The sequence below is a fragment of the Candidatus Flexifilum breve genome (genome assembly GCF_016713355.1).
In genome coordinates, this window is record NZ_JADJPI010000010.1 from 82,706 (window position 1) to 96,910 (window position 14,205).

At 59.1% G+C, this 14,205-nt stretch carries 12 protein-coding genes; 2 read left to right on the forward strand and 10 right to left on the reverse strand.

Going from position 1 to position 14,205, the window contains the following annotated elements; all coding sequences use genetic code 11:
- Positions 1-35: 35 nt before the first annotated feature.
- Complete coding sequence (glpK, locus tag IPK17_RS10120) at positions 36-1,502, forward strand: glycerol kinase GlpK (RefSeq protein ID WP_343417571.1); 1,467 nt, start codon at positions 36-38, stop codon at positions 1,500-1,502.
- 179 nt (positions 1,503-1,681) lie between these two features.
- On the opposite strand, the gene IPK17_RS10125 is transcribed toward glpK, so the two are convergent.
- From IPK17_RS10125 to IPK17_RS10135, 3 genes are all read right to left on the reverse strand, one after another.
- Complete coding sequence (locus IPK17_RS10125; protein WP_343417572.1) at positions 1,682-2,674, reverse strand: glycosyltransferase; 993 nt, start codon at positions 2,672-2,674, stop codon at positions 1,682-1,684.
- On the reverse strand, positions 2,671-3,972 hold the full coding sequence (locus IPK17_RS10130) for a flavin-containing monooxygenase (RefSeq protein ID WP_343417573.1): 1,302 nt from the start codon (positions 3,970-3,972) through the stop codon (positions 2,671-2,673). The genes IPK17_RS10125 and IPK17_RS10130 overlap by 4 nt, the downstream gene beginning before the upstream one ends.
- A gap of 189 nt (positions 3,973-4,161) precedes the next feature.
- Complete coding sequence (locus tag IPK17_RS10135; protein ID WP_343417574.1) at positions 4,162-7,290, reverse strand: response regulator; 3,129 nt, start codon at positions 7,288-7,290, stop codon at positions 4,162-4,164.
- Between the two features lie 65 nt (positions 7,291-7,355).
- On the opposite strand from IPK17_RS10135, the gene IPK17_RS10140 reads away from it, so the two are divergent.
- Entirely contained in the window at positions 7,356-7,802 is a 447-nt protein-coding gene (locus IPK17_RS10140) for an FHA domain-containing protein (RefSeq protein ID WP_343417575.1), read from the forward strand.
- Here IPK17_RS10140 and IPK17_RS10145 read toward each other — a convergent pair.
- From IPK17_RS10145 to greA, 7 genes are all read right to left on the reverse strand, one after another.
- Positions 7,794-8,003, reverse strand: coding sequence for a hypothetical protein (locus IPK17_RS10145; protein ID WP_343417576.1), 210 nt, complete (start codon positions 8,001-8,003; stop codon positions 7,794-7,796). The two genes, IPK17_RS10140 and IPK17_RS10145, sit on opposite strands and share 9 nt — an antisense overlap.
- 48 nt (positions 8,004-8,051) lie before the next feature.
- Positions 8,052-8,300, reverse strand: a complete 249-nt coding sequence (locus tag IPK17_RS10150; protein WP_343417577.1) for a hypothetical protein — start codon at positions 8,298-8,300, stop codon at positions 8,052-8,054.
- A 397-nt stretch (positions 8,301-8,697) separates the two neighbouring features.
- Positions 8,698-10,113 (reverse strand): serine--tRNA ligase, encoded by a 1,416-nt coding sequence (gene serS, locus IPK17_RS10155; RefSeq protein WP_343417578.1) that lies wholly within the window; start codon positions 10,111-10,113, stop codon positions 8,698-8,700.
- A complete protein-coding gene (locus tag IPK17_RS10160) occupies positions 10,100-10,264 on the reverse strand; it encodes a hypothetical protein (RefSeq protein ID WP_343417579.1) in 165 nt (54 codons plus the stop codon). The genes serS and IPK17_RS10160 overlap by 14 nt, the downstream gene beginning before the upstream one ends.
- A 223-nt stretch (positions 10,265-10,487) precedes the next feature.
- Entirely contained in the window at positions 10,488-11,594 is a 1,107-nt protein-coding gene (locus IPK17_RS10165) for a sensor histidine kinase (RefSeq protein WP_343417580.1), read from the reverse strand.
- 233 nt (positions 11,595-11,827) lie between these two features.
- Positions 11,828-13,381, reverse strand: coding sequence for a lysine--tRNA ligase (gene lysS, locus IPK17_RS10170; protein ID WP_343417581.1), 1,554 nt, complete (start codon positions 13,379-13,381; stop codon positions 11,828-11,830).
- Between the two features lie 128 nt (positions 13,382-13,509).
- Positions 13,510-13,983, reverse strand: a complete 474-nt coding sequence (gene greA / locus IPK17_RS10175) for a transcription elongation factor GreA (RefSeq protein ID WP_343417582.1) — start codon at positions 13,981-13,983, stop codon at positions 13,510-13,512.
- Positions 13,984-14,205: the final 222 nt, after the last annotated feature.

A 14,205-nucleotide genomic window follows, 5' to 3' on the forward strand; every position in this document is an offset into this window, starting at 1 on the left:
AACTTTTAACTTTTAACTTCAAAGGTATTTATCTCATGCCCAATTACATCCTCGCGCTTGATCAAGGCACCACCTCGTCCCGTGCCATTCTGTTTGACCATGACGGCCGCATCGTCAAGACGGCGCAGCGCGAATTCCCACAAATTTACCCGCAGCCCGGTTGGGTGGAACACGATCCCAACGATATCTGGAACTCGCAGTTGGAAGTCGCGCGGCAGGTGGTCGCCGGACTGCAGCCGGGCGAGATCGCCGCCATTGGCATCACCAACCAGCGCGAAACCACGCTCGTGTGGGATCGCACGACGGGCGAACCCGTCTACAATGCGATTGTGTGGCAGTGCCGCCGCACCGTGCCGCTCTGCGAAACGCTCAAGGCCGAAGGCTTCGATCAGGTCATCCTCGCCAAAACGGGCTTGGTCACGGACGCGTATTTCTCCGGCACAAAAGTCGCGTGGATTCTCGACAATGTCCCCGGCGCACGCGCACGCGCGGAACGCGGCGAACTGGCCTTCGGCACCGTCGACAGCTACCTGATCTGGAAGCTGACCGGGGCGCATGTCACCGACGTGAGCAACGCCAGCCGCACCCTGCTCTATGACATCCGCACGGGCGATTGGTCGGATGAGATCCTCCTACGCTTGAACATCCCGCGCTCACTGCTGCCCACCGTCCAGCCGAGCAGCACCATCTACGGGGAAACCACGCTGCTTGGCGGCAGCATCCCGATTGCGGGCGTGGCAGGGGATCAGCAGGCGGCGACCTTCGGGCAGGTGTGCACGCAGCCCGGTATGGTTAAAAACACCTACGGCACGGGGTGCTTCATGCTCATGAACACGGGCGCGCAGGCGATTCCGTCGCGCAATCAACTGCTGACGACGGTCGCCTGGAAGCTCGGCGACCAACCGACGCAGTACGCGCTCGAAGGCAGCGTCTTCATCGCCGGAGCGGCGGTGCAGTGGCTGCGTGATGGCCTCGGCTTGATCAGCAGCGCCAGCGAAAGCGAAGCGCTCGCCCGCAGCATTCCGGATACGGGTGGCGTGTATCTCGTCCCGGCGTTCGTCGGCCTTGGCGCGCCCTACTGGGATGGGTTCGCCCGCGGCAACATCAGCGGCTTGACGCGCGGCAGCGGCAAAGCGCACATCGTCCGCGCGGCGCTCGAAAGCGTCGCCTACCAGACGCGCGACGTGTGCGACGCGATGGGCGCGGATGCGGGCATTCCGCTCACCACGCTGCGTGTCGACGGCGGCATGGTCAAGAATGACTTCGTTATGCAGTTTCAGGCGGATATTCTGGGCGTACCGGTGCAGCGTCCGCAGGTCACCGAGACGACGGCGCTCGGCGCGGCCTATCTCGCGGGGCTGGCGGTCGGCTTCTGGGGCTCCGCTGAGGAGATCGGGCGGCAGTGGGCGGTCGAGCGGACGTTCGAGCCGACCATGAGCGCCGATCAGCGCGAGTCACTGTACACGGGCTGGAAGCGCGCCATCGAGAGAGCAAAGGGTTAAAAGCAAGACAAGAAAAGATTCAACGCAAAGGCACGAAGACGCAAAGACGCAAAGGTCATTATCCAATTGCTTTGCGCCTTCGCGGCCTAGCGTCTTTGCGTTAAGTCTTTTCTTTCTTTTCGTGTGGGGGGGGGGGGGGGGGGGCCCGGGGGGGGGGGGGGGGGGGGGGGGGGGGGTACTTAAATCTCTTTCCATTTTGGCGGGTTATGTTCTCGCCGCCAGCGGACGCCTTGCGGATAGCCAATCATCTTGGCGACATCGCCCACCACGCGGATGACGGGCACGAGTGCCGCCGCGTACAGGCGATCCGCCGCCTCAAGCTTCACGCCGTTGCGCGCCGCCGCCTCCAGCACACGACCGAGCCGCGCGTACGGTTGCCGCAGATAGACCGCCCCGCCGAGCAGATACAGTCCCCACAAAACACGATGAACGCGCCAGCCGAGCAGGAAGATCAGCGGAATGGCGACGAGATACGTCAGATAGCGGGCGGCGTGCCGCTTGCGGAACAGATCCGCCTTCCCATCACCGCGCGCATAGCGTTGATAGGTCTTGTAGAAGCTGTTCAGATCGCCGTGCGGACGGTAATAGGCCAGCGCATCACCCGCAAAAACCAGCGGTGCGGCCGTCTGCTTGAGACGCAGGTCGAAGATCAAATCCTCGCAGTAATCCAGCCACTCGGGATACCCGCCGACCGTCGCCCACGCCGATTTGCGAAAGGCGACACTGCGGCTGCTCGGCAAAAACGTCTCCGGGTCAACTTCATCGACGAGTGGGAAGGCGGTCGCGCCCATCGCCGCCTCAAAGACCGTGCGCGCATCCATCGCGAAAAACCCCGCCACTACTTCGACTGCCGGATCGGTGAGCAGCGGCGCAGTGATGCGCTTGAGCCATTCCCGATCCAGCACCACGCCTGCATCCGTCGCCGCGATGATGTCGCCTTGCGCCGCGGCAATCGCGCGGTTACGCCCCGCGCTGATATTCGCGCCCGGCTCGACCAGCACGCGCAGCGGCAGGCGATCCGCATACTCGTTAAGCACGGCGACCGTGTTATCCCGGCTGCCGCCATCGACAATGACCACTTCGTCGGGCGCGCACGTTTGCGCGACCAGCGAATCCAGCAGGCGGCGCATGTGGTCGCCCTCGTTGAGTACCGTACAAATTACTGTGATCAAGCCTTAACCCCTGCCCATGCGGGCGCAGTTGGTGGAAGTTCGCGCAGCACTGCGCGGCGCAAATCATGGTATTCGACTTCGATGGTGTGGCGCGGCGTGTCGATGTACGTCCGCGCGATCCGGTCGACCTCGTGCTGCATCTGCTGGCGCGCATCGGCAGGCAGGCGATAGTTCCCAACGATCAGATTAGCTGCCAGCTTGGCCTGCAGATCGGCAATCGGCCAGATGCAGCCCAGCGGCTGAAACAACCCGATGAAGAACAGCGTCGGATGGTCGAGGTGGAACATGCGCAGGAACAACGGCACCTGCGTGCCATCAAAGTGGATGAAGTTTTTGTCGAAGAACGGAAACGAGATGCGGAAGCCTGTCGCGGCGATGACTGTGTCGTATTCCTCGACGCGCCCATCCACAAATTCGACACGCGGCCCGTCAAAGCGTTTGATGTCCGGGCGCGGTTTGACTCGCCCGTGCCGCAGGTTGTAAAGCAGCTCGGAGTTCATCACCAGATGCACGTGCAGAATCTCTTCTTCCGGCCTGGGCAGGCCGTATTGCTCGTTGCTGCCAATCGCCAACCACAGCGTCAGCCGCAGCAGCTTAGTGTAGATCCAGTGCGGCAGCCAGTTGAACTTGGCCGCCAGCACATCCGCCGGGTAGCCCATGACCACCTTCGGCGAGATGAAGTAGCCGCGCCGCATGCTGATCGCCGTGAAGGCGGAGATGCGCCCGGTCTCCACGGCGATATCGCAGCCGGAATTCCCCCCGCCGATCACCAGCACGCGCTGGTCGCGGAACGGTTCGGCGCATTTGTACTCGTGCGAATGCAGGAACTGCCCGCTGAACGTGCCGGGATAATTCGGGTAACGCGGGTCCCAGTGATGACCATTGGCGACAAACAGATAATCGAACATTTCGACTGTCCCGTCGCCGAGCGTGATCCGCCACGTATTATCCGGCTGTTTCTCAGCGCTTCTGACTTCGGTGTTGAAGCGAATACAGCGATCCACGCCGAAGTGCCGCGCATAGCTCTGGAAATAGGCCAACACCTGCTTATGCGACGGATAATCGGGGTAATCGTCGGGCATGGGGAAATCTTCATAGCCGGACATGGTGCGCGAGGTGATGATATGTGTCGTCTCGTACACGCTGGAATGGCTCAACTGCGGCGAGTAGATCCAGTTGCCGCCGATTTGGCTTTGCCGTTCATAGACGACGGGCGTGATGCCCACCTGTAAAAGATTTTTCGCTGTTGTGATGCCGGATGGCCCCGCGCCGATCACACACACCCGAGGAGTTGCCATAGTAAACCCTATCTAGTTGCGCCGCCCTTCCAGTCGCCCGACCTCTAGGGGCCTCTGCGTGTGCGCCCAATTAAACGGGCAGACACATCGGTCTGCCCCTACATCCAAACCGTTTCCGTCTGGCGCTCTGGATCTGCAGGACAAGCTAACGATTATTGTCCCGAAGTTTACTCGATCCCCGGTCGGATTTCACCCCGCGTCGAAGAAATAGCCGACCCCGGGCTGCGTGCGAATATGGCGCGGGCTGTCCGCCGTCGGCTCCAGCTTCTTGCGCAGGCGGCTGATGTTCACCCACAGGTACTGCGTCTCGCCCTGATGCTCCGGCCCCCACACCTGACTCAACAACTGTTTGTGCGTGACCGTTTGCCCCTTGTTCATCACCAGCGTATAGAGCAAATCGTATTCGATGCGGGTGAGTTCCAGCGGCTTGTTGTCGAGGAAGACCATGCGCTTGGCGAAGTCGATGTACAGGTTGTCGATCAGCAGCGGTTCGCTCGTGCGGTCGGGGATGCGGCGGCGGTTGAAAATTACGCGCACGCGGGCGAGCAGCTCGTCATGGCTGATCGGGCTGCTGATGTAATCATCCGCGCCCGCATTGAGACCATCGGCTTTGTCCTGCCCGGTCACCTCGTCGGAGAGCAGAATGATCGGCACTTCGCTGCGCTGGCGAATGCGCGTACACAAGTCGCTGCCGCTGCGCTCATTCAGCTTGGCGTCGATGATGATGAGATCCCAGTGCGCCTCGGTGACGGCGGGCAGCGCCTCATCTTCGGTTGTGTAATCGATGACCTCATAGTCGGCCTCTTCCAGCTTGTCCATGAGCGTTTGCGCCAGCTTGGAGCGCCCCTTGATCAGCATAATGCGTTCCAGTTCGCGCTGCGGAGCACCCGTGGCGACCGGCGGCAGCACCGTCGTCACATGGCCTTCGAGCAGCGCGGCAGGGATCAGCGGCGGTGTCTCCGGCAGCGCCTCAGTGGTCGGCAGCAGAATGCGGATGCTCGTGCCGATCTGACTCGCGCCGCCGCCAGCGTAGATGTGTCCCCCGCTTCGACGGATGAGCTCCCCGGCGATATAGACGCTCACGTTGGCGTTCTCTCCTTCCGGCGATTCGAGCTGACCGGGCGGCATAGGCGCCCCCATATCTTCGATGGTCACCAGTACGTCACGCCCGTTCTCCACCACAATGTGAATCGGCACGCCAGCGGGCGACGCTTCCAGTGCCCGCTGAATTAACCCGGTGAGCGCGCGCCCGAGCGCGTACTCATCCCCCGTCACCATGATCGGGGTGGAGGGCAGGTCGACGCTGATCTGGCGAAACACGCGGTTGAAGGTGCGCGCCGAGATCACCCGTTCGAGCAGCTCGTTGAAACGCACTGCCTCGCGCCGAATCACGAGCCCGCCGTATTGCAGGCCGTACAGGTCGATCACATTGTCCCACTGGCGACCGATGCGCTCGACCCCCACTTCGATATCTTCCAGCAGACGCTGTCGATCCCCATAGCTTAAATTGCCATGCTGTTCGGACAGCGTCGTGAGCATGCTGCGCGTTTGCGCGTAGGGGATGCGTTCGAACAGCGCGTCGAGCCGCAGACCATCGCCGGGTCGCGGCTGACTCATGGAGCGCACCACGCCCACCCAGCTCACGCCCTCCCCATCGCCCAGAAACTTGACGAAATCGATCAGCAGTTCGACGCCATCCGCCAGCGTGACCGTGACAATCGGATAATCGGTGTCGTCAGTATCACGAATGCGGTTTCGCGCGGTCTCCAACTGCGCCAACGTTGAATCGGGCGCGCCCGTCTCCGCGGCAATCGCGCGCAGCAGCACATCCGAGTCCTGATTGACAACCTGCCCGGTCGGCACGCGCGTGAGTTCGGTCACCTGCGGGTTGCAGATCACCACCCGGTTACGTTCGTCGACAAAGAAGATGCCCTCGTTGATGCTCACCAGCACCGACATCACCCGCGCATGGTTCTTCAGGATTTCCTGATTCAGGTGAATGCGCTGGAGCGCGTACAAGGCGATCTGCACCATGTGCTTGACGAGCGCCGTATCCAATTCGTAGCCACTGACCAGGCTGACGAACAGCAGCCCCACATTCTCAATCGGCAGTACCGTCACCTGCGGTGTATCCAGTGCGGCGAGAATGGGCTGCAAAACCGCTGCATCACCCGGCGCAATCGTGCGCGGCACATTCTCCCGGTCAGCGCGATAGCCTAATCCGTACAGCACATCCTGCGCGCGCAGCCGCGGCAGTTCGCTCACCACCTGCCCGTTGTAATTGTCGGCATAGAGGTCATCGAATAACCAGGTGACCACCCGCGTCACGAGCGGAATATCGCCGACAACCTGCGCCAGCGCCATAGCCACATCGAGCGGGGCGGCGGCATTCGCAAACGCGTGCCACGCATCCAGCAGGCGTTCGTTGGTTTCGAGGCTCAGGCGCTGCGCCTGATGCTGAAATGCCGTCCGCAGCCCCGCCGCAAACTGCACCGCAAACTGTTCGTAGATGAACAGGTCTTCGTTGTCAATTTCCGGCGCGAAGATACCGACCGCGCCGATCACATCCCCGCTTGTCACCAGCGGAATGATCGCCGCCGCAGTCGTCTCCGGAAAGATCGGGATCGACACGAAGTTCGGATTGCGGCTGATGTCTTCGTATACTTGCAGCAGGCGACTACGCATCGTCCACAGGAAGGGATCGTGTTCTCCGGGATGCAGCACGCTTTCAAACAGTTGATTTTTAGCGATGAAAACGGTGTTCCCCGCGTACAGGCGGAAGGTCTCGCGTTCACGCAGCACCACGGCGATGCCGCGGAGCCCGAACAAGCTGCTGATGAAATGGATGGCGTTCAGAATCACGAGGCGCGGCTCGTCACTCGTTTCAAGCAGGCGCGTCAGCGAGGCAATCATATACAGCTTCTGGTTGCGCTCCACCAACGCGCGGTTTTGCTCGTTCTGTTTGAGCATCAGCCGCACGTGCGCGGCCAATTCCTCTTTGGACAGCCGCATCGAGAGCAAATCGTCAACGCCCGCGCGGATCAGCTGGGTCTGGTAGTCGGGGTCCGTTGCGTCGGAGAGCACCAGCAGCGGCAAGGTGGGAAAGCGGCGCTTGATCTCTTCGACGACCATGAGCGTTTGGTCGCGCAGAAAACCATCATCCGCCATAATCAGGTCATAACGTATATTGTGCAGTGTTTTCACCGCGCCTGGCAGATCATCTGTCGCGACGAGTTCGTGGCTCTCGTGCAAATACGGCAGCACCCACGGGTCGGACTTGTCTGTGAGCAGTAGGATTAATCCTCGCTTAGTCGTCACACATGCGCTCCCAATTCATGCTATAGTTAATGTATACAGTAATTATCCTCAAAAGGAAATAGTCTATGAATACCCTAATCCGGAAGACGGGTAAGCTAACTGATACGCATCAGATTGCAGTGGCGCCAATGGGAGCAACGCGTACAGAACCCAAACTCGGGCGGCTGCGCCCCTGGCGCATTGCCTTTGTGCTGCGATCAGCTGGCGTACGCATTGTAACCGATGTGACGGAAAATTTAATTTTGGGGCGAATTACGCCGTCCGGAAATGAAACCCCGGTCATCGACCTGCGCCCATTTGACGCCGAAGATGCCGGGGTATCGCGCAAACATGTGCTGATCAAAGTGGAAGGCGACGGGGTGTATGCGTCCGATCTACAGAGCGCCAATGGCACGATACTCAATGACAAGCGGCTCGACCCGCACACCTTCTACCCGGTGTTTCACCTCGATGAGCTGGTGCTCGGCAGGCTGCCCATTGTCATAGAACTGCTGATTGATCCGCTAAGCTGAAACGTCAGCCTCGCGCCCGAATTCTTCGAGCATGAGTTGCAGCTTACGAGCCGAATGCTCCAGCCCCTCGGCAAAGCCCAAAGCGCGAAGGCGCACCGGGCGGGGAAGCTGGGTATTTTCGGAGATGAGGCGGGACTCGCGGGCTTGCGACAGCAACTGTTCGATGAGTAATCGATGGCGTTTCGTATCGGCAGGCATCATTAGTTCCATGTAAGCAGCAGTCTATACCTAGAATACAAACTTTTTCAGCTACAGCGCGTTAAAATATCCTCCGGTTGCTGGCAGTTTCCCCTGCAAAAAATCATGCGCCAGCGTCTTGGCATGCGCAGTACTGAGACGGGCGTTCTTGACAATCACCGTCACCAGCACGCTGGAACGGTGCAGATCATTGACCACCAGTGTATGCACTTGAGTGGCGCGCGTCAATTCATCGAATTCAACGCAGATGGTCTTTTCCCGCGGCATATCCGCCAATACATCCAATTTCGCGTAACGCATATCAACACCTTCGCTTAGAAGCCTATCGCTTCCGCTTGAATGCGCCGCCAAATGCCAACGCATTCACATATCAATGTGCTTTGGGTGTGATGCTCAAGGTGAGATTGATGTAGTTAGGGGTGGTTCAAATGCAACTACGATTATATGATCATTACGAACAAAATGTACACCCATTTCTGATTTTTCATAAATTCTTTACGCAGTTCAGAAATAAGAGGGGCATGAGTCCGTATCCCGATGGTGAACCCTCACCTACCCAGACGAGGCATGGTCCAGTAGCCAGTCGGTGCAGGTCGCCTCGTTTTGACGAGCAATACATTTGATGGGGCCCCTCCGTTCTCCGAAAAAAAGCGAGCGGAGGGGCGAGATAGACGGTTTAGGCCGCCGTCACTGTCAGCTACTTGCGAATAACGTCGTCGCCGCCCATGTAGGGCCGCAGCACCTCAGGGATGACGATGCTGCCATCCGCCTGCTGGTAAGTCTCCATGATGGCGATGATCACGCGCGGTGTGGCCAAACCGCTGCCGTTGAGCGTGTGGACGTACTGCGGGCGCTTCTGCCCTTCCGCGCGGAATTTGACGTTCGCGCGCCGCGCCTGAAATGCCTCGGTATTGCTGCAGGAGCTGACTTCCAGCCATTCCTTGCAGCCGGGAGACCACACTTCGAGGTCATACTTCTTGGTCGCGCTGAAGCCGAGATCGCCCGTAACGATTTCCAAGCGCCGGAACGGGAGCTGCAGCGCGCGCAGAATGTCGCTGGCCGCTTCCGTCAGGCTTTCCAGTTCAGCGTAGCTCGTCTCCGGCGTGGTGAACTTGTACATTTCGACTTTTTCGAACTGATGCACGCGCTTGATGCCGCGCACATCACGCCCGGCGCTTGTCCGCTCGCGGCGGAAGCACGGCGTATGCGCGACGTAGTTCAGCGGGAGCTGGGCTTCGTCCAGAATTTCATCGCGGTGCAGGTTCGTGATCGCCACTTCGGCAGTCGGCAGCATGTAGATGTCGGCTTCCGGGTCGTGATACACCTGCTCGCGGAACTTGGGGAACTGCCCCGCGCCGACCATCATGTCTTCACGCACCATGTAGGGCACATACAACTCGGTGAAGCCCTTCTTACGCGCCATGTCGAGGAAAAAGCTGATCAGCGCCCGCTGCAACCGCGCGCCCATCCCCTTGAGGATGTAGGCGCGGGAGCCGGAAATCTTCACCCCGCGCTCAAAGTCGATGATGTCGAGTTCCGGGCCAAGTTCCCAATGCGGCTTCGGCTCGAAATCATATTCGCGCATTTCGCCTTCCGGCGGCCACGCCTTGTTCTCTTCTTCGCTCATGGCGACAATGGTGCTCTCGTGCGGCAGGTTGGGCAGCCACAGCATATGCTGTTCGAGATCCGCCTCGACGCCCTTGAGGTAATCGTCGATGGATTCGACGCGCGCGCCCATTTCGCCGACGCGCCGCTGCAGCTTGAGCATAGCGTTTTCGGCATCCGCATCTTCACCCGGCGTGAGTGGTGTTTCACCCGCCAGCAGCGCCGCCGCTTCTTCATACTTCCGATCAGCGATCAGCGCTGCACCTTGCACCGCATACGCGGTCCGGGTGACGTCATCCATCTTTTTGTCACCGCGCAGCCGCCCGATGCTCTTGTTGAGTTTGTTCCGTGCCGCTTGGATCGCCTCTGATTCCGCCAGCATCTGCCGGCGGCGCTTGTCGAGATCAATGATGTTGTCGATGCGGTCGCTCGCCGCCGGATCGTTCAGCTTGGCAATTTGCTCTTTGACCCATTCCGGTTTCTCACGGATCAGGTTAATGTCGATCATGTTCTTGCGTATCCTCCAATGATGGGTAATTTTCAGGCGGCATCGGTCGAGTGAAGTCGCGGTACAGCCGCACTACCGCGAACGCGATTCCGAAAATGATCACAACGACGATCAGCAGATCGAAAAACTCTGGTGTCAGGTTTTGAAGCATAGGTTAGCCTTTAGCGCTTAGCGGTTAGCCGTTAGCTAAATGCCTGTTGCTTTCCGCGTGCTTTCTACAGCAAGCTACATCGACCAAAAGTCTTTTGCTTTTAGCGTTTCGCTAAAAGCTAATCGCTATTGGCTGCTTTGGTAAATAAAAACGCCTCTCCTGACCGTCGCGGGAGAGGCGTTGATTGTACCTCAGAGTGGGCGGTAGGATACGGCGTATTCGGTTAACCCGACGACGAATCGTCAGACCACGCGGGCAGCTTAATGCTGAACGTCGTGCCGACGCCTTCTTCAGATTCAAACCAAATCCGTCCGTTCATTGCCTCCACCTCAGATTTGCACAGATACATAGCCAGACCATAGCCGAATTCCGCCATAATCTGCGGCTGCCGTGACCGCTCATATGGTAGAAACACGCGATCACTTTCGCTCGCCCGGATGCCGTACCCCTCGTCGATAATGTCGATTTGCACCGTATTTTCGCGCGGGTGAGCATACGCGACGACCTTGATCGGCGCGGCTTTCATACTGTACATGATAGCATTGCGCAATATGTCACGCAATACATAGCTCAGATGCTCGGTCGACGCGGCGACGGCGATGCGCCCGGGGATGACCGCGCGAATGCGCTTGCGTGGATCGCCCGCGTCGCTTTCCGGGTCGACAAGCGTATCCTCGTCCATCGCTTCGAGGAAGTCCTCGATGAAATTCTGCAGCACGACCTTGCGGCGATAAATGGCGACCTGCTCGCGCACGCGCCCGGTCCGGATCTTCTCCAGCCGATCCATCAACTGCGTGAGTCGTCCCAGGCGGTGCATATGCACATGGATCAGCCGGGTGAAGCCGCCCACCCGCCGCAGCAGATTTTCGTTGCCCTTCGCCCGCGTGATCTGTTCGATCAGGTCGACATGCCCGCGCGTGCTCGACACCACCTCCGCGACTTCTTTGAGATAGCTGTCGACGATATCGGTGAGCGCCGTCCAATCCGGCATCTCAATGGTGATCATGGTGAACGCCGCATCGGAACTGTGCCGGAGCATGCTCATCCACGCGGGGATGCGTTCCCCTGTGCGGTAGACGTAAAAACGCACCGGGTAGCGCGCATCGATGGCGCGATTGCGCACCGCCTCGACGCTTTCCAGAGCGCGGCTGTTGAATAAGACCGCCGCCGCGGGCCAGCCCTCCTGCCGAATCAGCTTGAGATCGGATCCCATCAGCGCGCGCGCCGCCGCGTTTTCCGCCACCAGATGATTCTGCGGATCAAAAATGAGGACGGCTTGCGACAATCCGTCGAGGATAAGTTGATTGGGGAGCAGCTCGTCTGCAATCACCGCAAGTTCGCTCCAAGTGCACCGTAAACTATCACAGGTATTATGCATCCGATTGTACAGCAAGACGTTAGGCAGGCAGTTCACTTTTTCTAACGTGCCGACAAGGCAGAACCGCGTCTTTCCCTTAAAAGAACGGAAAAGGCGGCGCTAGGTCGCGGAAAATTCATAGGTTTTTGATAACTCGGGGGACTAAATACCGGACGCCAGTCGAAGGCGTCCGGTAACGAAGCTCGTTAGCGTTGTTCTTCGCGCAGATGCGGGTACAGCAGGACATCGCGGATGCTGCGCTGATTGGTCACCAGCATGACGAGACGATCCACGCCCATGCCAAAACCGCCGCAGGGCGGCATACCAAAGCGCATCGCGCGCAGATAGTCGTCGTCGGTCGGCGTAGCGTCGTCTTCATCGGCGCGATACAACTGCGCCATGTCGATGAAACGCGCTTCTTGATCGCGCGGGTCGTTCAGCTCGGTGAAGGCGTTACCCATCTCCATGCCCGCCATGTAAATCTCAAAGCGTTCGACATGCTTGTCGTCGTAGCGCACGCGCTTGGCGAACGGCGAAATGTCGCGCGGGTAGTCGAGGATGAACGTCGGCTGGATCAGCTTCTTCTCGACCGTTTCGCCGAGCAAGTGCTCAACCAGCTTGCCCCAGGTCTGATTCGGAGCGAACTGCAAGCCGATCTTACGCATAGCGGCTTCCAGCGACTCCGCCGTCGGGTGATCCATGTAGTCGATCTCGGCGTTCTGCTTGATCGCTTCGCGGATGGTCAGCCGCGGCCACGGCGCGCCAAAATCGAGCGTTTGCCCCTGATACTCGATCACCGTGCCGCCGGTCACGCGCTGGACGATCGTCCGCACCATGCGCTCGACCAGATCCATCACGCCTTCGTAGTCGATGTACGCCTTGTAGAATTCGAGCATGGTGAATTCGGTGTTGTGCTTGAACGACACGCCTTCGTTGCGGAAGTCGCGCCCGATCTCGTAGACCGCGTCATAGCCACCGACCAGCAGTCGCTTGAGGTACAACTCAAAGCTGATGCGCAGATACAAATCCTGATGCAGTTGGTTGTGATGCGTGATGAACGGCCGCGCCGCCGCCCCACCGTAGATCGGCTGGAGGATGGGCGTCTCAACTTCGAGGAAGCCCTCGTTGTCGAAGAACTCGCGCATGGTGCGGATGATGAGCGCGCGCTTCTTGAACACGTCGCGCACGTCGGCGTTGACGGCGAGGTCGGCATAGCGCTGACGGTAGCGCGTTTCAACATCGTTGAATTCGCCGAACTCGATGATCGTGCCGTCCTCTTGCTTCTGCTGCTTGATGACGGGCAGCGGGCTGAGCGCCTTCGCCAGCAGCTTGAATTCGCGCACACGCACGCTGGCTTCGCCCGCCTGCGTCCGCATCATCGTACCCGTCGCCTGGACGAAATCGTCCAGTTCGACCAGCTTTTCGCGCACGAGGTTATACGCCGCCTCGTCCATGTCGTTGACGCGCATGAACAATTGCACGCGGCCGCTCTCGTCTTCGATGTGCAGGAACGACACCTTGCCCTTGATATTCTGGCGGCGGACGCGCCCGCACACCGTCACCGTGACGCCCTGCGCCGGGTCGTCACCGGACTTATCCGCGTCGGGGTTGACCGCTTCCCAGTCGGCATAGGCGGCCAGCGCCTGCGCGGTCGTGTGGGTGCGGTGGACGCGCGCCGGGAAGGCTTCAACGCCCAAATCTTCAATCTGGCGCAGCTTATCCAGCCGCTCTTGTTCCAGCTTGTTTGGCTGCCAAGTCATGTAATGAACCGCCTTAAATTGGATAGGTTGATGAGAGAGAGTTAAAAGTTAAAAGTCGAAAGTCAAAAGTGAAAACAGGTGTTTGCCACTTTCAACTTTTTCCTTTTAACTTTTAACTGGTTCTGGTTTTACGCAATCGCTTTGATCACGAACACAATCTGGCCACCGGGGGCATTGACATTCACTTTATCGCCGACTTTAGCCCCGATCAGCGCTTTGCCGAGCGGGCTTTCCAGCGAGATTTTACCAGCGGCGGGGTTCGCTTCCGCGGAACCGACGAGGTGATACACCTCTTTTTCGTCGCCACCCTGTTCCAGCACGGTCACGCGCGACCCGAGGACGACGACATCTTTCTTGCTCGTCTCCTGAATGATCTGCGCGCTGCTCAGGATCGTTTCCAACCGGAGGATTTCGCCTTCGATAAATGCTTGCTCGTTCTTGGCGTCCTCGTACTCGGCATTTTCACTCAAATCCCCACCCTCTTCCATCGCTGCGCGGAGGCGGTCCGCCACTTCATAGCGGCGAACTTCTTGAAGGTATTTGAGACGCGCCTCAAGTTCTTTCAGACCTTCAGGGGTGAGGTATTGCGGGTGATTCGCCATGATACACCGGCTCCTTTAAAGAGATAAATCCGTATTCCCTAGAGAAATAACAGAAAGACACAGCAATCTGCTGTGCCTGAGGTCAACATTTTGTGGAGACGCACGCGGCGTCAATCATAGTTAATAGTAGCACACAAAATGCAGTTTGTAAACTGATATTGACTACCCCGCGCCCCGGTCAGCTCGCGTGGCCCAGCAGCTAGACGAGTATTTGCTAACATT

Excerpts from the sequence above, each read along its gene's own strand:
- IPK17_RS10150 (WP_343417577.1), bottom strand. The coding sequence starts at position 8,300 with ATGCGTTACGCGAAATTGGATGTATTGGCGGATATGCCGCGGGAAAAG.
- glpK (WP_343417571.1), top strand. The coding sequence starts at position 36 with ATGCCCAATTACATCCTCGCGCTTGATCAAGGCACCACCTCGTCCCGT.
- lysS (WP_343417581.1), bottom strand. The coding sequence starts at position 13,381 with ATGACTTGGCAGCCAAACAAGCTGGAACAAGAGCGGCTGGATAAGCTG.
- IPK17_RS10145 (WP_343417576.1), bottom strand. The coding sequence starts at position 8,003 with ATGATGCCTGCCGATACGAAACGCCATCGATTACTCATCGAACAGTTG.
- greA (WP_343417582.1), bottom strand. The coding sequence starts at position 13,983 with ATGGCGAATCACCCGCAATACCTCACCCCTGAAGGTCTGAAAGAACTT.
- IPK17_RS10140 (WP_343417575.1), top strand. The coding sequence starts at position 7,356 with ATGAATACCCTAATCCGGAAGACGGGTAAGCTAACTGATACGCATCAG.
- IPK17_RS10130 (WP_343417573.1), bottom strand. The coding sequence starts at position 3,972 with ATGGCAACTCCTCGGGTGTGTGTGATCGGCGCGGGGCCATCCGGCATC.
- IPK17_RS10160 (WP_343417579.1), bottom strand. The coding sequence starts at position 10,264 with ATGCTTCAAAACCTGACACCAGAGTTTTTCGATCTGCTGATCGTCGTT.
- serS (WP_343417578.1), bottom strand. The coding sequence starts at position 10,113 with ATGATCGACATTAACCTGATCCGTGAGAAACCGGAATGGGTCAAAGAG.